The organism is Pelagibius litoralis, from assembly GCF_011683915.1.
Lineage (GTDB): Bacteria > Pseudomonadota > Alphaproteobacteria > Kiloniellales > Kiloniellaceae > Pelagibius > Pelagibius litoralis.
The window spans coordinates 107,441-128,016 of the sequence record NZ_JAAQPH010000011.1; the positions used below are offsets into that span (position 1 = coordinate 107,441).

Annotated in this window: 15 protein-coding genes; 5 read left to right on the forward strand and 10 right to left on the reverse strand. The window is 63.8% G+C overall.

Translation table 11 applies throughout. From position 1 onward, the window contains the following. Positions 1-2 precede the first annotated feature (2 nt). From HBA54_RS15165 to glgC, 7 genes are all read right to left on the reverse strand, one after another. Positions 3-2,417, reverse strand: coding sequence for a glycogen/starch/alpha-glucan phosphorylase (locus tag HBA54_RS15165; RefSeq protein WP_167226059.1), 2,415 nt, complete (start codon positions 2,415-2,417; stop codon positions 3-5). A gap of 68 nt (positions 2,418-2,485) precedes the next feature. Continuing rightward, positions 2,486-3,757, reverse strand: a complete 1,272-nt coding sequence (locus tag HBA54_RS15170) for an ROK family transcriptional regulator (RefSeq protein ID WP_167226061.1) — start codon at positions 3,755-3,757, stop codon at positions 2,486-2,488. Positions 3,758-3,814: 57 nt separating this feature from the next. Beyond that, a complete protein-coding gene (locus HBA54_RS15175) occupies positions 3,815-5,440 on the reverse strand; it encodes an alpha-D-glucose phosphate-specific phosphoglucomutase (RefSeq protein ID WP_437126204.1) in 1,626 nt (541 codons plus the stop codon). Next, positions 5,437-7,533: a 4-alpha-glucanotransferase gene (gene malQ, locus HBA54_RS15180; protein WP_167226065.1), complete on the reverse strand. Its 2,097-nt coding sequence runs from the start codon at positions 7,531-7,533 to the stop codon at positions 5,437-5,439. Before malQ ends, HBA54_RS15175 begins: the two co-directional genes overlap by 4 nt. Continuing rightward, positions 7,533-9,626 carry a glycogen debranching protein GlgX gene (glgX, locus tag HBA54_RS15185; protein ID WP_167226067.1) on the reverse strand — a complete coding sequence of 698 codons (2,094 nt, stop codon included), beginning with the start codon at positions 9,624-9,626 and terminating at the stop codon, positions 7,533-7,535. The genes malQ and glgX overlap by 1 nt, the downstream gene beginning before the upstream one ends. 2 nt (positions 9,627-9,628) lie before the next feature. Further along, a complete protein-coding gene (gene glgA, locus HBA54_RS15190; protein WP_167226069.1) occupies positions 9,629-11,089 on the reverse strand; it encodes a glycogen synthase GlgA in 1,461 nt (486 codons plus the stop codon). A 38-nt stretch (positions 11,090-11,127) separates the two neighbouring features. Next, the gene (gene glgC / locus HBA54_RS15195) at positions 11,128-12,396 is read right to left on the reverse strand and encodes a glucose-1-phosphate adenylyltransferase (protein WP_167226071.1); all 1,269 of its coding nucleotides are present in this window, start codon (positions 12,394-12,396) and stop codon (positions 11,128-11,130) included. A gap of 282 nt (positions 12,397-12,678) precedes the next feature. Between glgC and HBA54_RS15200 the strand changes: the two genes are divergently transcribed. The 5 genes from HBA54_RS15200 to HBA54_RS15220 all read left to right on the forward strand — a co-directional run bounded on the left by HBA54_RS15200 (position 12,679) and on the right by HBA54_RS15220 (position 17,854). Then, positions 12,679-13,704 (forward strand): sugar ABC transporter substrate-binding protein, encoded by a 1,026-nt coding sequence (locus tag HBA54_RS15200; protein WP_167226072.1) that lies wholly within the window; start codon positions 12,679-12,681, stop codon positions 13,702-13,704. A 111-nt stretch (positions 13,705-13,815) separates the two neighbouring features. Beyond that, positions 13,816-15,039 (forward strand): ABC transporter permease, encoded by a 1,224-nt coding sequence (locus HBA54_RS15205; protein ID WP_167226073.1) that lies wholly within the window; start codon positions 13,816-13,818, stop codon positions 15,037-15,039. Beyond that, complete coding sequence (locus tag HBA54_RS15210) at positions 15,036-15,836, forward strand: ATP-binding cassette domain-containing protein (RefSeq protein ID WP_167226074.1); 801 nt, start codon at positions 15,036-15,038, stop codon at positions 15,834-15,836. The genes HBA54_RS15205 and HBA54_RS15210 overlap by 4 nt, the downstream gene beginning before the upstream one ends. A 112-nt stretch (positions 15,837-15,948) precedes the next feature. Next, the gene (locus HBA54_RS15215; RefSeq protein WP_167226075.1) at positions 15,949-16,881 is read left to right on the forward strand and encodes a carbohydrate kinase family protein; all 933 of its coding nucleotides are present in this window, start codon (positions 15,949-15,951) and stop codon (positions 16,879-16,881) included. A 232-nt stretch (positions 16,882-17,113) separates the two neighbouring features. Then, positions 17,114-17,854, forward strand: coding sequence for a hypothetical protein (locus tag HBA54_RS15220; RefSeq protein ID WP_167226076.1), 741 nt, complete (start codon positions 17,114-17,116; stop codon positions 17,852-17,854). Between the two features lie 108 nt (positions 17,855-17,962). On the opposite strand, the gene HBA54_RS15225 is transcribed toward HBA54_RS15220, so the two are convergent. The 3 genes from HBA54_RS15225 to HBA54_RS15235 form a co-directional block, all read right to left on the reverse strand. After that, the gene (locus HBA54_RS15225; RefSeq protein WP_167226077.1) at positions 17,963-18,316 is read right to left on the reverse strand and encodes a YggT family protein; all 354 of its coding nucleotides are present in this window, start codon (positions 18,314-18,316) and stop codon (positions 17,963-17,965) included. 83 nt (positions 18,317-18,399) lie between these two features. Further along, positions 18,400-20,217, reverse strand: a complete 1,818-nt coding sequence (locus HBA54_RS15230) for a sodium:solute symporter family protein (protein ID WP_205944680.1) — start codon at positions 20,215-20,217, stop codon at positions 18,400-18,402. A gap of 15 nt (positions 20,218-20,232) precedes the next feature. Next, positions 20,233-20,496, reverse strand: a complete 264-nt coding sequence (locus tag HBA54_RS15235) for a DUF4212 domain-containing protein (RefSeq protein WP_167226078.1) — start codon at positions 20,494-20,496, stop codon at positions 20,233-20,235. Between the last annotated feature and the right edge of the window lie 80 nt (positions 20,497-20,576).

A 20,576-nucleotide genomic window follows, 5' to 3' on the forward strand; every position in this document is an offset into this window, starting at 1 on the left:
TCTCAGTAGGCCGTTCCGGCGTTCCAGATGTCGCGGGCATAGCCGCGAATGGTCCGGTCTGAGGAGAACCAGCCCATGCGCGCCGTGTTGAGAACCGCGCTGCGGTGCCAGCCGTCGCGATCGTGCCAGGCTTCGTCGATTTTGCTTTGGATATCCCAGTAGCTGCTGAAATCCGCCGCCACCATGAACCAGTCGTGCTCGCGCAGGTTGGTAACCAGGTCTGTGTAGCGGCCCGGGTCGTCGGGCGAAAAGGCGCCAGAAGCAATCTGCTCCAGGATCTCGGCGAGGCGCGGTTCGGCGGCGATATGACTGGCCGGGTCGTAGCCCGCGGCGCGGGTGGCCGCCACTTCCGCTGCCGTCAAACCGAAGATGAAAATGTTGTCGCTGCCGACCGCCTCGCCGATCTCGATATTGGCGCCGTCCAGGGTGCCGACGGTCAGGGCGCCGTTCACCGAGAGTTTCATGTTGCCGGTGCCCGAGGCCTCCATGCCGGCGGTGGAGATCTGCTCGGACAGATCGGCGGCGGGGATCAGCAGCTCGGCCATGGAAACGTTGTAGTTCGGCGGATAGACGATCTGAAGGCGCCCGGCCATGGCCGGGTCTTTGTTGATCGTCGCGCCGATGTCGTTGATCAGCTTGATCGCCAGCTTTGCCATGACGTAGCCCGGTGCCGCCTTGCCACCGAAGATCTTGATGCGCGGCGCCCAGTTTTTTTCCGGATTCTGGCGGATGGCGTTCCACAGCGCCGCCGCGTGAAGGATGTTCATCAGCTGGCGTTTGTACTCGTGGATACGCTTGATCTGGATATCGAACATCGCCGTGGGGTCAAGCGTTATACCCATGCTGTGTTTCAGATGGTCGGCGAGGCGGCGCTTGTTGGTGTCCTTGGCGGCGGCGAAGCGGGCGCGAAAGGCCGTATCGTCGGCCAGCGGCAACAAGGCTTCGAGCCTGTCCAGGTCGGTGACCCATGTCTCCCCGATGGTATCGTTCAGCAGACTGCGCAGAGCGGGGTTACAGTTGTAGAGCCAGCGCCGCGGCGTGACGCCGTTGGTCTGGTTGACCACGCGCTCTGGGTGCAGTTCGTGCAGATCCTTGAAGACGGTCTGCTTCATCAGCTCGGTGTGCAGTGCCGAGACGCCGTTCACCCGGCGCGCGCCGATGAAGGCGAGGTCGCCCATGCGCACCTCGCCGCCGTCGAGAATTTTCACGCTCTCCGGCCGCTTCACCGATTTGGCGTGATGATCGTCGATCCGCTCGATCAATGCCATGTGCCGGGGCAAGACTCGGCCCATCAGATCGGTCGGCCAGCGTTCCAGGGCCTCCGGCATCAGGGTGTGGTTGGTGTAGTGCAGGCAGCCGCGGGCGATCTCAAAGGCGGTCTCGAAGGGCTGGCCGTGATGGTCCATCAGCAGCCGCACCAGTTCCGGGCAGGCGATGGCGGGATGGGTGTCGTTCAGTTGGATGGCGATGGACTGCGGCAGCTTTGCCACGTCGTCGTGGTGGGCGAGAAAGCGCCTGACGATGTCGGCCAGAGAGGCGGCCGTGAAGAAGTATTCCTGCTTCAGCCGCAGCTCTTTTCCCTGTGCGGTGGTGTCGTCGGGATAGAGCACCCGGCTGATGGTCTCGGCCAGGACGGAGGGGGCGGCCGCCGCCATGTAGTCGCCCCTGTTGAAGGGCTCCAGGTCGAACTCGCGCTCCGGCTTGGCCGACCAGAGACGCAGGGTGTTGGACCAGCGCCCGCGCCAGCCGGGCACCGGTGTGTCGTAGCCGACGGCCAGGACCGTCTCCGCCGGGGTCCAGGTGGCCTTGGCGCCGTCGACGCTGACCGCGCCGCCGAAGCCGATGGGGTAATGGGCTTCCGGCCGTTCGAATTCCCAGGGATGGGTCTGGCGCAGCCAGTCCTCGGCCTCTTCGGCCTGCCAGCCGTTCTCGAAAGACTGGCGGAACAGGCCGTGATTGTAGCGGATGCCATAGCCATAGGCGGCCAGGCCGACGGTGGACATCGAATCCATGAAACAGGCAGCCAGCCGTCCCAGGCCGCCGTTGCCGAGCGCCGCATCCGGCTCGTCGGTCAGCAGGGCCGCATAGTCGACATCGAAGTTGCCGACGATCGAACGCAGCTTGTCATCGAGGCCCAGGTTCAGGATCGCGTCTTCGAGAAGCCGGCCGATGAGGAACTCCATCGACAGGTAGTAGACCCGCTTTTGGTCCTCGGTGTAGACGCGCTGGGTGGTCTCGAACCAGGGGGCGATCACCAGGTCGCGCACGGCCCGCGATACGGCGAGCCGCCAATCGGTCAGCGTAGCTGCCGAGGGGTCCTTGCCCGTCGTATACTTCAGATGATACTCGATCGAACGGCGCAGGGCCGCTGCATCGGGTTCCGGGACAAGATCTTGGATTTTTGCTTCGCTCAACATTCGAACCTTTTGGGCGCTTCACCGCCTGCAGGGCGGCAAAGCATAAAACGTGCTGTGATCAATGGTCGTCAGGCGGCGGCAACCGCCTTTTTGACCAACAATTCCTGATCGGGCGAGAACTGGCGGATCAGCGGCAGCAGGGCCGCCCCTGTGACACGGGCTTTCGGACCGATACTGCCATGGCGCAGCACCATGGGGCTCGTGCCGGTCATGTCAATCCTCAGAAGGGCGTCGCGCACATCCTGAACGAAGGCCTCGACTTCAGGGGGGTGCAGCATCGCATCGATGACCACGCCTTCGAAGTCGATGACGCTGAGGGCGGCGGCGATGGCCTGGGCGACCGGCGCGGCGGCGGATTGCCGCCACTGGCCAAAGGCGTCCTTGGCGCGAGGGTCCTGGACCAGGTCGGCGATCATTCCGGCTTCGCGGATGCCGGCCTCGCGGAGCGTCCTTTCCAGGCGGAAAAGCGAGCCCTGGCGGATCAGTTGCTCGCGCCCGCCGCCCGCGGTTGCGACCGGCATGGAGCCCAGGGCGCCGGCGTTGTGCTGTGCCCCTTCGAACAACTGTCCGTTGATGACCACGCCGCCGCCGATAAAGGTGCCGACGTAGAGATAAAGCGCGTTGGAGAAGGTGAGGGCGCCCCCCAGAACCATTTCCGCGGCACAGGCCGCCGTGGCGTCGTTGTGGATTTCCACCGGCAGGCCGGTCTGCTCGGCAATGAAAGCAACGATGTCGATCTGGTCCCAGTCCATCAGTTCCGCAGGGTCGAGCCCCATGACATCGGTCCAGGCCGAGATCTGACCGGGCATGGCCACGCCGACGCCGATGATGCGATCGCGCAGTGTTTCGTCGACGCCCGCCAGAAGGTTCGCCAGCTCCTGCCGCAGCAGCGCGGCCACCGCGCGTTGGCGCGGCGCGGCGTAGGGGAACTGTTGGTAGACGATTGCTTCGCCGTGAAAGTTGACCAGCATCAGCTCCAGGCTGCGCCGCCCGATCTTGACGCCGACCGACAACACGCCGTTGGCGTTCAGCGCGATCGGCGTATGGGGCTGTCCGACCTTGCCGCGCACCTTCTTTTCCTTGCGGACGAGCTTTTCCTTCAGTAGCGCGTTGACGATGACGGAAACGGCCTGGGCGCTCAGCCCGGTCAGGCGGGCGATCTCGGCCTTCGGCAGGGCGCCGGCCTGACGGATCAGGTTGAGGATCATCCGCTTGTTGTAGGCGCGCAGGCCAAGCTGGTCGCCGCCGCGGATCTGGTTGTCGCCTTGCATGCTGGTCAGCGCCGTTCGTGCCGGGGTTGGGTGCCGTTGCCTGTCAGACATATCTGCTTGGCCCAGCATGCTGATTTCTCCTGTCCCAGGCAAATAATTCCTGGTGATTTATTATTCCGGTCAAGGTCAGGTCCGCACGTCGGGGCCGTCGCGGCCGAGGCGGGATTTCAGCCCGGTGATCTCCTCGACAGCGGCGGTCACCGGGGCCAGGGCATCTTGTGCATCGAGTGCCAGCTTGCCGGGATCGTCCTCGAAGCGTTCCAGATAAACCCTGAGGGTTGCCCCCACGGTTCCGGTTCCTGAAAGGCGCAGTACGGCGCGCGCGTTTTCCGCGAAAAACAGGCGCAGGCCCTGTCCGCTCGATGTCGAGCCGTCGACCGGGTCGTTGTAGGAAAAGTCGTCGGCGGCGGCGACGGTCAGACCGGCGAAGGTTTGACCGGGCAGTTCCGTCAGGCGCGCGCGCAGGTCCGCCACCAGCGCTTCTGCGGCGGCCTTGTCGACGCCCTCATAGTCGTGACGCGAGTAATAGTCGCGGCCGTAGTCGGCCCAATGCGCATTCAGGATCTCCTGCACCGATTCGCCGCGCCGGGCGATGATGTTGAGCCATAGCAGCACCGCCCAGAGGCCGTCCTTTTCACGGACATGGTCGGAGCCGGTGCCGGCGCTTTCCTCGCCGCAGAGCGTCGCTTTGCCGGCGTCTAGCAGGTTGCCGAAGAACTTCCAGCCCGTCGGCGTCTCAAAGGCCGGGATGCCGAGCTTGGCGGCAACCCTATCGGCGGCGCGGCTGGTCGGCATCGACCTTGCGATCCCCTTGAGGCCTGCGGCATAGCCCGGTGCCAGCCGGGCGTTTGCCGCCAATACCGCCAGGCTGTCGGAGGGGGTCACGTAGGCCCCGCGCCCGAGGATCATGTTGCGGTCGCCGTCGCCATCGGAAGCGGCACCGAAGTCCGGCGCGTCAGGGCCCATCATCAGGTCGAACAGTGGTTTGGCGTAGACCGGGTTGGGGTCGGGGTGGCCGCCGCCGAAGTCGGGCAGGGGCGCGGCGTTGATGACCGTGCTCTCCGGCGCGCCCAGTTCGCCCTCCAGGATCGCCCGGGCATAGGGTCCGGTAACCGCATGCATGGCATCGAAGCGCATCGAAAAACCCCCGGCAAAGAGTGCGCGGATGGCATCGAAGTCGAACAGCTTGCGCATGAGATCGGCGTAGATCGTCACCGGATCGATGATCTCGACGGTCATGGGTCCCTGCTGCACTTCGCGGCAGGTGGAGAGGTCCAGGTCCGCCGCCTCCAGAATATGGTATTCCCGGATTTCCCGGCTGTGCCGGTAGATGGCTTCGGTCACCGCCTCGGGCGCCGGACCGCCGGCGGGGATGTTGTACTTCAGGCCGAAGTCGCCGTCTTCGCCCGCCGGGTTGTGGCTGGCCGAGAGGATCAGGCCGCCGTCGGTTTTACGCGCGCGGATCACCGCCGAGGCCGCCGGTGTGGAGAGGATGCCGTTCTGTCCCACCAGGGCGCGGGCCGCCCCGTTGGCCGCGGCCATCTTCAGGATGATCTGGATGGCGCGCTTGTTGAAGTAACGCCCGTCGCCGCCGAGGGTCAGGGTTTTTCCCTGCAGGCCGCCGATGGCATCGAAGATGGACTGGACGAAGTTCTCCAGATAGCCCGGTTCCATGAACACGCGGGTCTGTTTGCGCAGGCCCGAGGTTCCGGGTTTCTGGCCCTCGATGGGCTTCGTTGCGACGGTCTTCACAGCCAAGGCTGGTTCTCCTTTTTGACCGGATCTTCGGGAGAGGCCGGTGCGAGCGTCTCGGCAATGCCGGCGAGCCCTTCGTCCTCGGCAAGGCGGTCGACGCCAATGGGATAACGGCGGCGCCAGTTGGGATATTCAGTCACCGTGCCCGGCAGGTTCTGCTGTTCGACTACGCCCAAGGCATCGTCAAGCTGCACTGCGATCAAGCCGGACTGCGCGCTGGACAGGAGGCCGTGCAGGGCGGCGGCGATGGCATCGTTGGCTTCCAAGGGCGGTGCGGCAGGATCGATATCACCGGGCAGCAATCCCTCTTGAACCAGCAGCCCGGCCAAGGCGCTGCGGTCCAGGCTGCGCTTCTGCTGCTCGGCCTGTCTTGCGGCGCTCCGGCTTTGTGCGAGGTCGTGGCGCAGGTCGATATCCCAGCCCGACCACCAGCCGCGCAGGGTCGGGGTATCGTGCGTTCCGAAGCTGGCGAGGGTCGCCGGGCGATAGTCGGCGGGTGGCCGGAAGCGCCCGTCCTTTTTTTCGAACTGCATCACCGCGCAACCCAACAACCCCGCCTCCGCCAGGTGATCGCGCAGGCCATCGGGAACGGAGCCGAGGTCTTCGCCGACGACGATGCAGCCGCTGCGCCGGGCCTCCAGGCGGATCAGGGCGAGCAGTGTTTCCATGGGGTAGGCGACGTAGCCGCCGTCGCAACCGTTTTCCGGCACCCAGAAGCTGCGGTTGATGCCCAGGATGTGATCGATACGGATGATGCCGGCATGGTGCATGGCGCTGCGCAGCATCGCGATGAAAGGCTGGTAAGCCGCTGCGCGCAGGCCCATCGGGTTGAACGGCGCCAGATTCCAGACCTGTCCGCCGGGGTTGAAGGCGTCCGGCGGCGCACCCAGCGAGACTCCCTCGGCGAAACACGACGGCGCGGTCCAGGTGTCGGCGCCGCCGGGGCGCACGCCGACGGCCAGGTCGAGGTAAAGGCCAAAGCGCATCCCCGCGCCCTTTGCTGCCGCCTGGGCCCGGCCGAGCTGGCGGTCCGCGAGCCACTGCAGCCAGGTGTGGAAGGCGATTTCCCCGCCATTCTCCACCGCAAAGTCCCCTGCGGCGCTGCCTTTGGAGTCCTGTAGAGCGCCGGGCCAGCGCCGCCAGTCCGCGCCATGCCGCAGGGAAAGCGCTTCGAAGAGGGCAAAGCCTGCCAGGGCGGCACCGCGGTCTTTCCGCCAGGCGGCGTGGTCGGTAGCGGCTTCCTGCGCGGCTGAACGGAAGGCCTGGAAAAGGGCACGCAAAGCCGGCGATTGGATGGTGTCGTGCGTGGCGTAGTCCGCCAGTGTGCCTGCCCGGGCCTGGGCAAGGCGGTCGGCGTTCGCGTCGATCAACTGCCGGGCTTCGCTGCAGTCGTCGAACCCGGGAACCGCATCGAGGGCGATGTGGCGCGGTTCGAAGGCCGTTCGGCAGGAGGGCGCATAGGGGCTGATGTCGTCGCTGGCCGCCCCGCGCGCATGCAGCGGGTTGATGCCGATGAAGTCGGCACCCCGCCGGGCCAACTGCGCAGCCGCAACGGCAAGGTCGTCATAATCGCCGAGACCGAGATTGCGCGCGGAGCGCAGGCCGTAGAGCGCGGCTGTGACGCCCCAGGCCCGGCCGCGATCCCCTTGCGGCCCCACGACATCCTGTACAGAGGGCGCCCGCCGGGGCGCGGAGATCACCAGGCCGGTCTGGTCGCCGACGTGGAGGCGGTGGAGGCCGGGCGGCGGTGTGATGACGATCCGATCTTCGCCGTCGCCGGAGAGAACCTCACCCTGTTCCAACTCCAGGTGCCACTTCACGGGCGCGGTCAGCGGGATCGCGGTCCGCTCTCCCGCGTTCAAGACCAGCTCCTTGGGAATGCGGCGCTTGGCCTCCTCGTCCTGGCGTGTCTTGAGGGTGGCCGCTGCCGCGGTCTCTGTCTCGACCGAAAGGCCCATGGCGGTCAGGAGGGCGCGTTGGGTTTCCGGCCCCGTTACATGCTCCCTGCCCGAAAGGTCGCGCCAGCGCGGCAGCACCCCCATGATCCCGGCGAGGTCCTGCAGTGCGGTGCTGCCGGCGGAACGGGGCATCACAGCAGCAACCCGGTTTCAAAAGCCACCAGGCTTCGCGCCGGGATGTCCTGCGAGGTGTTTTTGCAGACTGCTTTCGGCGCTTCCGGTTGGGCGGTATCCAGCGCGCGCAGCCAGATCTGTTTGCCCGGCAGGCCGGGCAGGCGGGTCGATACCGGCTTGTCCGATCCGTTGAAGACGACGGCCACGACATCGCCGTCGGTCGCATAGGCCGGCGCCTCGGCCGATTCCCTGAGCAGCAGGCAGAACCCCGCGAGTGCCGGGTCATCCCAGTCGACCGCCCCGCCGTCGAGGCCGAGCCAGCTCACGTCCGCTTCGCCGTCTTCGCTGCGTTCGCGGCCGTGCAGGAACCAGCTTTGCCTGACGCAGGGATGGGCCTTGCGAAAGGCGATCAGGCGGCGGGTAAAGCCGAGGAAGGCGTTGTCGGCGGCCGACCAGTCGATCCAGGAGATTTCGTTGTCTTGGCAGTAGGCATTGTTGTTGCCCTGCTGGCTGGCACCGATTTCGTCGCCGGCCAGCAGCATGGGTGTACCCTGAGCCAGGAACACCGTGGCCAGCAGGTTGCGGCGGCGCTGTGCCCGGCGCAGGCGGATCTCCGGGTCCTGGGTCTCGCCTTCTGCGCCGCAGTTGTCGCTGTAGTTCTCCTGGTGGCCGTCCTGATTGTCTTCGCCGTTGGCCTGGTTATGCTTTTCGCTGTAGGCCGTGGTGTCGGCGAGCGTGAAGCCGTCGTGGCAGGCGACGAAGTTCACGGAGGACCAACTGCGGCGTCCGCTGTGGTCGAAGCTTGCCGCCGAACCCAGCAGGCGCTCGGCCATTTCCTGGGCGCTGTGGGCGTCGCCGCGCCAGAACTTGCGCAGGCCGTCGCGGAATCCGTCGTTCCATTCCGCGAAGCCGGGCGGAAACTCACCGAGACGGTAGCCACCGGGCCCCAGGTCCCAGGGTTCGGCAATCAGTTTCACCTTGGACAGCAGCGGGTCCTGGCGCAACGCGTCGAAAAATCCGCCCGCCGGATCGAAGCCCTGGGCTTCGCGTCCCAGGGTGGTTGCCAGGTCGAAGCGGAAGCCGTCGACGCCCATGGCCTCGACCCACCAGCGCAGGCTGTCCAGCACCAGGCGCAGAACATGGGGATGGGCGACGTTCAGGGTGTTGCCGCAGCCGGTCTCGTTCACGTAGTAGCGCGGCTGGTCGTCCTGCAGGCGATAGTAAGCGGCGTTGTCGAGACCACGGAACGACAGGGTCGGGCCGCTTTGGTCGCCTTCGGCCGTGTGGTTGTAGACCACGTCCAGAATGACCTCGATCCCGGCGCCGTGAAGCCGGCGGACCGTTTCTCGAAACCCCGCCGCTCCCTTGGGTCCGAAGTAGCGCGGCTCGGCCATGAAAAAGCCGATGGAGTTATAGCCCCAGTAGTTGACCAGGCCCTTCTGCACCAGCCATCGGTCATCGACGAAGGCCTGTACCGGCATCAGCTCCACCGCCGTGACGCCGAGTGCGGTGAGGTGTTCCAGGACGGGCGCGCAGGCCAGCGCCTCATAGCTGCCGCGCAAGGCCTCGGGCACCGCCGGCCAGAGCCGGGTCAGGCCTTTGGGATGGGCTTCGTAGAGGATGCTGTCGGCCCAGGCGATGTCGGGCCGCTCGTCGTCGGGTACCGGCGCCATCGCCTCGGTGACCACACACTTGGACATCTCTGCGGCGCTGTCGCTGGTGGAGAACGACAGATCGGCTTCCGCCGCGGTGGGGTCGTAGCCCAGTGTTGTCTCGCCGGTGCTAAAGGCGCCGTGCAGCGCGCGGGCATAGGGGTCAAGCAGCAGCTTGTGGGGGTTGAAGCGGTGTCCCTGTTCGGGCGCGTAGGGGCCATGGGCGCGCAGGCCGTAGAGACTTCCCGGCGTCAGGCCGGGCAGATAGCCGTGCCAGACCGCCCCGGTTTTCTCCGGCAGGCTCAGCCGCTCGATCTCCCGTTTGCCGTCCTCTGAAAACACGCAAAGCTCGATCCTTGTGGCGTTTTCCGAGAACACCGCGATGTTGGCACCGCGACCGTCCCAGTGGACGCCCAGCGGATCTGGCCGTCCGGCGCGCAGGCTGCGTTCTCCAGCCATCTTCATATTCCGGCCCCGTTACGTCCCGGCCCGGTCATTTCGCGGTAGATCCTCGCGTAGGCTGCGGCGGAGGTCTCCCAACCGACCGGATGTTTCATCGCCCGCCGCACCATTGCGGTCCATAGCTTTTTGTCGGCAAAAACATCGCAGGCCCGGTCGACGGCATCGGCCAGGGGCGCCGCGGCGACGGGCGCGAACTGAAAGCCGGTTGCCACGCCCGCCTGCAGGGCTGCTTCGTTGGCGTCGATCACGGTGTCTGCCAGGCCGCCGGTGCGCGCGACCACCGGCAGCGTGCCGTAGCGCAGGCCGTAAAGCTGGGTCAGGCCGCAGGGCTCGAACCGCGAGGGTACGAGAATGGCGTCGGCGCCGGCCTGCATGAGATGGGACAGCGCCTCGTCATAGCCGATGACGACCCCGACCCGGCCCGGGTTGTCGCGCGCCGCCTTTACATAGGCGGCCTCCATATCGGCGTCGCCGGAGCCGAGGATCGCCAGGCTGGCGCCGCGCGCCAGCAGGCGCGGCAGCGTCTCCAGCAACAGGTCGAGGCCCTTTTGGCGGGTGAGCCGGCTGACCACGCAGAACAGCGGCGCGGGGGTATCAGGGGCCAGTCCGAAACGCTCGGCCAGGACCCTCCGGTTCTCTGCCTTGGGCACGAGCCCTCTGGCCGAGTAGCCTGCCGCGATCTCTTTATCGGTTTCGGGGTTCCAGGTGTCGAGGTCGATACCGTTCAGGATACCGCTGACCTCGGCCCGCCGCGCGGCGATCACGCCCTCCAGCCCCATGCCGAACTCGGGGCTGGTCAGCTCGCGGGCATAGGTCGGGCTGACGGTGGTGATCCTGTCGGCATAGACCAGACCGGCCTTCAGGAAACCGATCTTGCCGAAGTACTCGAAGCCTTCCAGCTGGAACCCAGATTTCGGCAGGCCGAGCGGGGCCAGGGTCGCGGGCGGAAACAGGCCCTGGAACGCGATGTTGTGGATCGTGATCATGCACGGCGGCGCCGGGCGTCGGCCCAGTTTCAGGTAGGCCGCGGTGAGGCCCGCCTGCCAGTCGTGCAGATGGATCAGGTCGGGTTGCCAGCCGTCGCAGCCCTCCGTCGCGATGCGCGCGGCGACACGGCAGAGCGCGCCGTAGCGCAGATGATTGTCGGGCCAGTCCTTGCCGTTCGGGCCGAGGTAGGGATTGCCGGGCCGGTCGTAGAGATGGGGCGCGTCCAGCGCGAGTACGTCGAGCCCTTGCGCCGGTCCGGCAATGAGCTGTCCGCGCCCGCCGAAGGACTTCGGAAACTGCCGCAGGACCGCCGGATCGGACAGGGCCGCCTTGACCGGGGGATAGGCCGGCAGCAGCACGCGAACCTCGACGCCTTCTGTGGCCAGGGCTGCGGGCAGCGCCCCGACGACATCGGCGAGCCCACCGGTCTTCACGAAGGGCACGCACTCCGAAGCGACGAACAAAACCTTCATGCAGTCAAAATTCCAAAGCAGGCGAGAGTTCGCAGTGTCTACGAATCCAGGGCGTCGATCATTTTCTGGGTCACCAGGGTTACGCCGTTGGCCGTAACCCTGAAATGACGCGCATCTTCCTCCGGGTCCTCGCCGACGACAAGACCTTCGGGAACGATAACGCCACGATCCAGGACGACGTTGGACAGCCGGGCATTGCGATTGATGACGCAGTGGGGCAGGGCGACCACCTTTTCCAGTTGGCTGAAGGAATGACAGTGAACCCCGGTGAAGAGCAAGCTTTCGGAAACGTTGGACCCTGAAATGATACAGCCGCCCGAAACCATGGAGGAAACGGCGGAGCCGCGCCGGTCGGCTTCGTCATGAATGAACTTGGCCGGTGGTGTCACTTCGCCGTAGGTCCAGATCGGCCAGTCTGTTGAATAGATATCGAGCTCGGGCTCGAAGTCGGTCAGGTCGATGTTGGCGCGCCAGAAGGAATCGACGGTGCCGACGTCGCGCCAGTAGGGGTGCTTTTCCGTACCGGTGATCACGCAGGAATCGGAGAACTTATGGGCGATCGCCTTGCCGTTCTTGACGATATGGGGGATGAGGTTCCTGCCGAAGTCGTGGTCGGAAGCCGGGTCTGCGGCGTCCTTGCGCAGCAGGTTGATCAGGAAACCGGTGTCGAAGACATAGATGCCCATCGATGCCAGGGCCTGGTCGGGGTTGCCGGGAATTGCCGGCGGGTCGGCGGGCTTTTCGAAGAACTCGATGATGCGGGCGGTCTCATCCACGTGCATGACGCCGAATCCCGTCGCCTCCATGCGCGGCACCTCGATGCAGCCGACGGTTACGTCGGCGCCGGAATCGACGTGCTGGGCGAGCATCACGCCATAATCCATCTTGTAGACGTGATCGCCGGCCAGCACGACGATGTAATTCACGCCGTAACTCTCGATGATATCGATATTCTGGGTCACCGCGTCCGCCGTGCCGAGGTACCAATGCCCTTCGTCGACGCGCTGGGAGGCGGGCAGGATATCCAGCATTTCGTTGCGCTCGGCCCTAAAGAAGTTCCAGCCGCGCTGCAAATGGCGGATTAGGCTATGGGCCTTGTACTGGGTCGCCACGCCGATCCGTCGGATTCCGGAATTCACTGCGTTGGAGAGGGCGAAATCGATGATCCGGCTTTTGCCGCCGAAGTAGACCGCCGGCTTTGCCCGGCGGTCGGTCAGTTCCTCCAGGCGGCTGCCCCGTCCGCCGGCCAGGACGAAAGCCATCGACTGACGGGTCAGGGTGCCGGTGCCTCCTTGGATTGTCTTCATCGTCTTCCTCCCTTGGTGACGCCAGCGGCCCTTTTTCGGGCCTGTTCCGCCCAATATAGAGGGCGGGGGCCCTCGGCGGTGCTGTTTATTCGAGAACATCATGCCTTATCCCGGAGTCGCTGCCAATAAGAAACTCAATTTGATTTATTTATTGACATACCACACGGCCAGCGTTTAAATCGGAGGATAAGGAGCGGCCGGTCCGGTGTTCGGTCAGGCCATTGAAGCTCCGGAAAAACGAAACGTTAAAATTCGTCACGCCCCTTAAGGGAGGATACCGCCATGAAACCCAGAGTTACCGCCGCTTTGACGGCTTTCAGCCTGCTTGCGATGAGCAGCCTTACGACCCCCGTTCTGGCTGACGACGTCATCGTCGGCCTGATCACCAAGACCAACACCAACCCCTTCTTCGTGAAGATGCGCCAGGGTGCCGAAGCCAAGGCCAAGGAAATGGGCGTTGAGCTGCGCACCTTCGCCGGCAAGTACGACGGCGACAACGAAGCCCAGATTGAAGCCATCGAAAGCCTTGTCGCCGCTGGCGCCAAGGGCATCCTGATTACGCCCTCCGACCCCGCCGGCCTGGCTGATACGGTGAAGCGGGCACGCGAGGCCGGTCTTCTGGTCATTGCCCTGGACACCCCCTTCGACCCGGCTGAATCGGCTGATGCGACCTTCGCGACCGATAACTTCAAGGCCGGTGAGTTGATCGGCCAGTGGGCGGCGGCGAAGATGGGCGACACGGCGACGGCCAAGATCGCCACCCTGGACCTATCGGAGGCGCAGATCACCGTCGACGTGCTGCGCAATCAGGGTTTCCTGAAGGGCTTCGGCGTCGATGTGAAAAACATCGACAAGATGTACGACGAAGACGATCCGCGTATCGTCGGTGGCGATTCCACGCAGGGCTCGGAAGAAGGCGGACGCACCGCCATCGAGAACCTTCTGCAGAAGGATCCGGGGATCAACATCATTCACACCATCAACGAGCCCGCGGCGGCGGGTGCCTATGAAGGGCTGAAGTCTTTCGGCCTTGCCGACAAGGTGTTGATTGTTTCCGTCGACGGCGGCTGCCCCGGCGTTCAGAACGTGAAGGACGGCGTCATCGGCGCAACCTCCATGCAGTTTCCGTTGCTGATGGCCTCTCTCGGTGTCGAAGCGGTGGCGGAGTTCGCCAAGACCGGCAAGAAGCCGGCGAATTCCGAAGGTCTCAGCTTCTACAACACCGGTGTCGAGCTGGTCACCGACCAGCCTGTCGAGGGCATTCCTTCCATCACGTCGGAAGAAGCGCTGAAGAAGTGCTGGGGCTGATCGGCATCTAGCCGAAGCACTGCACCGGGAGGTGCAGAAGCTTGGGGAGGCGTTTTCAAGCGCCTCCCCAACCAGAAAACTCGGCATAGAAAAAATTTGGGAGGAATCGCTATGGCCGACGATCAGGCGGTGCCGCCGCGCGGACCTCAGGATTTCGAGAAAGTTCTTGAGCAAAGCTCCACTGAGGCTGCCTCGTTCGAGGTGCACGACAATTCGCCGCTCGCCAGATTTCATCACTTCCTGCACGCCAATCCGACCGCCGCGCCGGTGGTGGTGCTGATTCTCAGTTGCCTGGTGTTCGGACTGATCGCCAACAATTTCTTCTCGGCTTTCAATCTCTCGCTGATCATTCAGCAGGTCACCGTCATCGGCATTCTGGGCGCTGCCCAGACCCTGGTGATCCTGACCGCCGGCATCGACCTCAGCGTCGCGGCGATTATGGTGTTGAGTTACATGGTAATGGGGCGGCTGGCGGTTCAGGGCGACGTTCCCTCGATCCTGGCGGTCGTTATCGGCCTGGGGGTCGGGCTGGCCTGCGGCCTGTTCAACGGCAGCCTGGCAACGCGCGCGCGTCTGGTGCCGATCGCCGTGACCGTCCTTGCCTGGGTGTTTCTGCTCAGCCTCGACCTGCCGCTGATCTACGTCGTTCCGATCGGGATCATCGGGGGGCTGGTTGTCGGTTGGCTCAATTTCGGGCCGGCTCTGGAGCTGCGCTTGCCGCCCTTCATCGTTACCCTGGGGGCCTGGTCGATCTTCTTTGCCCTGAACCTCTGGTACTCGGAATCCGAGACGATCCGCAGCCAGGATATCGACGCCACGGCGCCGCTGCTGAAGATCTTCGGCCTCCGGGTGGAGCTGCTCGGCGCCCAGTTTACTCTGGGCTCTTTCCTGATGGTCGGTATCTTCATCGTGCTTTGGTATGCGCTGAACTGGACCGCCTGGGGGCGCGCGGTCTATGCCGTCGGCGATGACCGGGAGGCGGCGGAGCTTTCCGGCATCCGCACCGACCGCGTGCTGTTGTCTGTCTATGGCGCTGCCGGTTTTCTCTGTGCGCTCGGCGGCTGGGCGGCCATCGGCCGCGTCGGTTCGGCCTCGCCGCAATCCTTTTACGAAGGCAACCTGGATGCCATTACTGCGGTGGTCATTGGCGGCACGTCGCTGTTCGGTGGCAGGGGCGCGATCTTCGGGACGCTCTTCGGCGCCTTGATCGTCGGCGTGTTCCGCTCCGGCCTCAAACTCGGCGGCGTCGACGTGCTGTGGCAGACCTTTGCGGTGGGCCTGCTCATCATCGTTGCCGTGGCTATGGACCAGTGGATCAGGAGGGTCAGCGCATGAGCCTGCAACCAGTCATGACCGGACGTGGTCTCACCAAGCGCTATGGCCGCGTGACCGCCATGGACGGCGCGGACTTTGAAGTCTTTCCCGGCGAAGTCCTCGCCATCATCGGCGATAACGGTGCCGGCAAGTCGACCCTGGTGAAGGCGCTTTGCGGCGCGGTTCAGATCGACGAAGGCGAAATCCGGCTCGATGGCGAGGCGATCAGTTTCTCCTCACCGATGGAGGCCCGGGATGCCGGTATCGAAACCGTCTATCAGAACCTTGCGCTTTCACCGGCGTTGTCCATCGCGGACAACATGTTTCTTGGGCGGGAGATCTATAAAGATGGCATCGCCGGCTCGGTTTTCAGAATGCTCGACAAAAAGCAGATGCGCGATTTCGCCCGCGATAAGCTGACGGAACTCGGCCTGATGACGGTGCAGTCCATCACCCAGGCGGTGGAGACCCTCTCCGGCGGCCAGCGCCAGGGTGTCGCCGTTGCCCGGGCCGCTGCCTTCGCCACAAAGTTCGTCATCATGGACGAGCCGACGGCGGCGCTGGGTGTGAAGGAAAGCCGGCGCGTTCTGGAATTGATCCAGGATGTGAAGTCGCGGGGCATGCCGATTGTCCTGATCTCGCACAACATGCCCCATGTCTTCGAGGTCGCCGACCGCATTCATATCCACCGGCTGAGCCGGCGTCATGCGGTTATTCGTCCCAAGGATTTTTCGATGTCGGATGCCGTGGCGATCATGACCGGCGCGATGGAACCACCGGCGGACATTGCTTTGCCCGAAGGTGCGGTTTTGAACTAAGGAAGTCTCCCTGCGGCGGTCCGGCCATGGTGGGCCGCCGACTTGCCTGGGGCGCGATATGAGCAAGCAGCTTCGCGCCCCATTTTTTTTCAATGGTTTGGGTTAGAACGAGATGTTTCTGATTTGCGGCGAGGCCCTCTACGATGTCTTTCTCTCGGAAGAGACGGCGACAGGCTTCAGCCTTGATGCGCGCATTGGCGGCTCACCCTTTAATGTCGCCATCGGCCTTTCGCGGCTTGGGCGCGCGGCGGCCCTGTTCGGCGGAATCTCAAGCGATCCGCTGGGCCGGCGTCTGGAAGGGGTGCTGCGTGAAGAGGGTGTCGATACCCGCTTTGTCGTCAGCAAGGTCAATCCGACAACCTTGGCGCTCGTCGGTCTGGATGAGAGCGGTGTTCCGCAATACAGCTTCTATGGCCATGAGGCGGCAGACCGGGCGCTGGGCCCGGCTGATCTCCCCTCACTCTCCGAAGACATCACGGGGCTGCATTTCGGTTCTTATTCGCTGGTGGTTGAGCCGACCGGCAGCACCTTGTTGGCGCTTGCGCGTCAGCAGACCGGCCAAAGCCTTATCTCTCTCGATCCCAACGTGCGCTTGAACGTCGAACCGGACACCTTGCGCTGGCGCGAGCGGATCGAGGCCTTTGCTAGGGCGGCCGATCTCATAAAGGTAAGCGACGAAGACCTTGAGACGCTTTTCCCAGCCACTGGCCCCTGCGAAGTCGCGACTGCCTGGCATCGCCAGGGTGTGCAGCTTGTGGTGATAACCAGAGGTGCCGAGGGAGCCCTGGTCTCCCTGCGCGGTGAGGTGTTCGAGACGCCCGGCCGCCAGGTCGATACCGTTGATACCGTGGGGGCCGGCGATACCTTTCAGGCGGCATTGCTTTGCGGCCTGCAGGAACTTGGCAGGGCAACGCGGGAAGGTCTGGTCAACCTGCCGCTCGACGATTGTCGCCGTATCGTCGCTTTCGCTGTCGAAGCGGCTGGTGTGACCTGCGGGCGGCGTGGCGCTGATCTGCCGCGCCGGGAAGAGCTGCCGACGCTCTAACCGCGCCGAATCGGTTTCTGTGCGCCGGCCCCCTGCGAAGCGGGCATGCCCATCCTGTCGGATGTCCAGGAATCTTTGAGGATCGTTTCTCCCAGGAACCCGGGACAGATGTCCCGGATCGCGGACGCAAAATGCACATGGCCGGGACAATTGCCCGATTTTCAGCAGCCCGCCGATCGGCGATACCTCATGGCCGCCGCTTCGCTTTTTGCCGCATTCTAGGAGACGTATAATGCACCTGAAGCACCTTCTCATTACCACTTGCGCAGCGATGGCCCTGGGCGCCGGCGCTGCTATGGCTGACAGCAGCGTCAGCCAACCCATCACTCAGATCGCCTATGACGCACCGGTTAATGTGTCTTTGAGCTTTAAACGGCATGTCGATGATAATCTGGCGGAGCAGGATGTGTTCATTGAGCGCGAAGCAGGTTCCGGCAAGGTCTATCGGCCGACCAAGGGTGACCAAGACCTCAAGTTGCCGCTCTATGCGGCGGCGCGGCAGTTGGATCACAACCCTTTCGACGAGACCGCCGAGGGCCCTTGGCCCAAAGGCCGGCCCCTCGGGCTCACTCTGGGTGAATGGTTGAACGCCAAGGGCGAGGCGCGCTATAGCTGCCAGGACGGCGCCGGGACCTTGACGGCCGACTTCAGCGGACTCATTCCCGACGGCGTCTACACCATGTGGCACTTCTTCATGGCTTCGCCGCCGACGGATCCCTTTATCGGGACCTACGACCTGCCGTTGGGGACGCGTGACGGCAGTCAATCTGTCTTCGCTGCCGACAAGGCGGGCGTGGCAAGGTTCGAGGCCACCTTCAAACCCTGCCTGCAGCTCACCGGTGAACATCTCGCCGCCGGCCTGGCGATCGCCTGGCACAGCGACGGCAAGACCTATGGCGTCGTGCCCGGAGCCTTCGCCACCTATTCGCACGTTCATCTCTATGCCGGTCTGCCCAAGCGCGGCGGAAACTAGCGCAAATCCGGGGCGCATGGCACCGCCGGCAGCGATCCCCCGTGTGATCCAGCGCCCCGGTTTGTCCGACCTCGCCGAGCATTCGGTCAGGCTGGTAGCAGTTGTGACTTAGTTGAAGGAGTTGTAGATCGACCGGGCGATTTCGCCTTCCAGCGGAAACGACAACATGCCCATGACCGAGTAGCCCAGCAGCCAGGGCATCAGATAGAAGCGGATCATGAAGAAGAACCAGGCGACGTAGAGCGGCACCAGCGGGTCGAGCAGGAAGCTTGGCGTCACTGGCCGGAACACGCGAATGATCGGGTTGGTCGCTTTGACGAAGAACTTCATGAAAAAGAAGTCGGAGTTCTCCGGCAGGAACATGTTCATGGCGACGCGGCCGATCAGCGTCCACATGATCACGCCCAGCGTATAGTCGATGGCGATGATCCAGATCGGGAAGATGGCAAGAGGATCAGTCATCTAGGCTTGTCCGGCTCTATCGGAATAAGGAAGGGGGGCGGAAAATCTCCGCCCCCCGAAGTTTAGATCCTGTAACTGCAGGCTTAGTGCTTGGCACCGAGGATCGTCTCGCCCGAAGGGATGCGAACCTCGTCGACCATCGCCTGGGTCTCGGCATCCGGTGCCGGGGTCATCAGGCTGACCACCACCATGGCAACCAGGCTGACCGGCATGCCGATGATGGCAAACCGCAGACCGTCAATCGCGAAGACCGGATCGATGATCTTGTTGTGGATCAGGAAGAGATAGGCCGATCCGGCAACGAAACCGCAGATCATTCCGGCAATCGCCCCCTGGGTGTTGGCCCGTTTCCACCAGACCCCCAGAACCAAGGGGAAGAACAAGCCCGATGCCGCAAAGCAGAATGCCCAGGCCACCGCACCAAGGATACCGGTGAGCTGAAGGCTGGCCACAAGGGCAGCCGCCATACCGATACCGACCAGCAGGATGCGGGCAACGATGAGACGATGCTTCGTATCCGCCTTGGGGTCGATGATCTTGTAGTAAAGATCATGGCTGAGGGCGTTGGCGATGGCCAGCAACAGGCCGTCCGCGGTCGACATGGCGGCAGCCAGGCCGCCGGCGGCAACCAGACCGGACACCACGTACGGCAGGCCGGCGATTTCCGGCGTTGCCAGCACCACGATATCAGGCCGCATGAAGAACTCGTTCAGCTGCAGGATACCGTCACCGTTGCTGTCGGAAAGCCACAGCATGTTCACGCTTTCCCAGTTCTGCACCCAGGCCAGGCTCTTCACTATCTCGAAAGACTGTCCGATGATCGCGGTGGGCAGGGTCGGATCGAGAAGCTGCAGCTTGGTCAGCGTGGCCAGGGCCGGCGCCGTAAAGTACAGCAGGAAGATGAAGAGCAGGGAAAAGGCGACCGATTTGCGGGCTGCACGAACCGACGGCGTCGTGAAGTAACGCATCAGAATGTGCGGCAGAGAGGCCGTGCCCGCCATCATGCAGAACGCCAGGGAGACGAACTTCCAGGAGTCCATGCCGCCCTGCGGATCGTTGTGCGGTGTTATCAGAGTCCTGACACCGCCAAAGGGTGCGCTTTCAGTCGCCGCGACCCCAAGACTGAGCAAGGGCTCCAGTTCCTGAATTCGGGCGACCGCATCCCCATAGGAAAAGTGCGGAATGATCCCGAAACCCTGCTTGTTGGACATCCAGATAACCGGTGCCAGATAGGCGATGATCAGCACGATGTACTGCGCCACCTGGGTCCAGGTCACCGCCCGCATACCGCCGAGCATGGAGCACAGCAGGATACCGAGCAGGCCGATCCAGACGCCGAACTCGAAGGGAATGTGCAAGGCACGCGCGGCGATGGTGCCGGAAGCGTTGATCTGAGCGGTCACGTAGGTGAAAGAGGCGACCACCAGAATGATGACAGCGCAGAAGCGCGCAACGTTGCCGCCATAGCGGGTACCGATGAAGTCCGGCACGGTGTAGCAACCGAACTTGCGCAGGTAGGGCGCCATCAGCGAGTTCACCAGCACATAGCCGCCGGTCCAGCCCACGATGAAGCCCAGATAACCGTAGCCGCCGAAGTAGATTCCACCGGCCAGGGCGACGAAGGAGGCACCGGACATCCAGTCCGCGGCTGTCGCCATGCCGTTGTAGACGGCGGGCACTTCGCGCCCGGCGACGTAATAGGCATCGACCTGCATGGTCCGTGACAGCCAGCCGATCAACGCATAGATGACGACCGTGAAGGCAACGAAGAGGATGCCGATGGTGTCGGCACCGACGCCCATCTGTTCAAGGATGGCCATCAAGGCCACGAAAACAAGAAAACCGCCGGTGTACATCGCGTACACCTTGCCAAGGTTTTCGATGAAACTGCCTTTTATCATATCGATCTATCCCCCCTATTCGTCGCCGACGCCGGCTTCATCGTCGATCGTGTCCTGGCGCCAATTCTGAAAGAAAATCAGCACCACAAAGACGACCAATGAACCTTGAACGATCAGGTAGTAGCCGAGCGGAAAGCCCAGGAAGGAAAATTCATTCAGTGCCTTGGCATTCCAAGGCAGGATAAAGGCGAAGATCGCCCAGATCGCCAGAACCAGGATCGTAAGACCCCGGGTTCGCGACCAGTGGCGCGTTTTGGCTTCACTACTGATATCGGACATGTTTGCTCCCCCAACTGCCGTCTCTGTCGATGGCTTCTATCATTGCAATCCCAAGTGCTTGTCGATTCTACCCCAGTACT

Coding starts and splice junctions, on each gene's coding strand:
- HBA54_RS15225 (WP_167226077.1), bottom strand. CDS start 18,316: ATGACTGATCCTCTTGCCATCTTCCCGATCTGGATCATCGCCATCGAC.
- glgA (WP_167226069.1), bottom strand. CDS start 11,089: ATGAAGGTTTTGTTCGTCGCTTCGGAGTGCGTGCCCTTCGTGAAGACC.
- HBA54_RS15170 (WP_167226061.1), bottom strand. CDS start 3,757: ATGCTGGGCCAAGCAGATATGTCTGACAGGCAACGGCACCCAACCCCG.
- HBA54_RS15230 (WP_205944680.1), bottom strand. CDS start 20,217: ATGATAAAAGGCAGTTTCATCGAAAACCTTGGCAAGGTGTACGCGATG.
- HBA54_RS15205 (WP_167226073.1), top strand. CDS start 13,816: ATGGCCGACGATCAGGCGGTGCCGCCGCGCGGACCTCAGGATTTCGAG.
- glgC (WP_167226071.1), bottom strand. CDS start 12,396: ATGAAGACAATCCAAGGAGGCACCGGCACCCTGACCCGTCAGTCGATG.
- HBA54_RS15200 (WP_167226072.1), top strand. CDS start 12,679: ATGAAACCCAGAGTTACCGCCGCTTTGACGGCTTTCAGCCTGCTTGCG.
- malQ (WP_167226065.1), bottom strand. CDS start 7,533: ATGCCCCGTTCCGCCGGCAGCACCGCACTGCAGGACCTCGCCGGGATC.
- glgX (WP_167226067.1), bottom strand. CDS start 9,626: ATGGCTGGAGAACGCAGCCTGCGCGCCGGACGGCCAGATCCGCTGGGC.
- HBA54_RS15165 (WP_167226059.1), bottom strand. CDS start 2,417: ATGTTGAGCGAAGCAAAAATCCAAGATCTTGTCCCGGAACCCGATGCA.
- HBA54_RS15210 (WP_167226074.1), top strand. CDS start 15,036: ATGAGCCTGCAACCAGTCATGACCGGACGTGGTCTCACCAAGCGCTAT.
- HBA54_RS15215 (WP_167226075.1), top strand. CDS start 15,949: ATGTTTCTGATTTGCGGCGAGGCCCTCTACGATGTCTTTCTCTCGGAA.
- HBA54_RS15220 (WP_167226076.1), top strand. CDS start 17,114: ATGCACCTGAAGCACCTTCTCATTACCACTTGCGCAGCGATGGCCCTG.
- HBA54_RS15235 (WP_167226078.1), bottom strand. CDS start 20,496: ATGTCCGATATCAGTAGTGAAGCCAAAACGCGCCACTGGTCGCGAACC.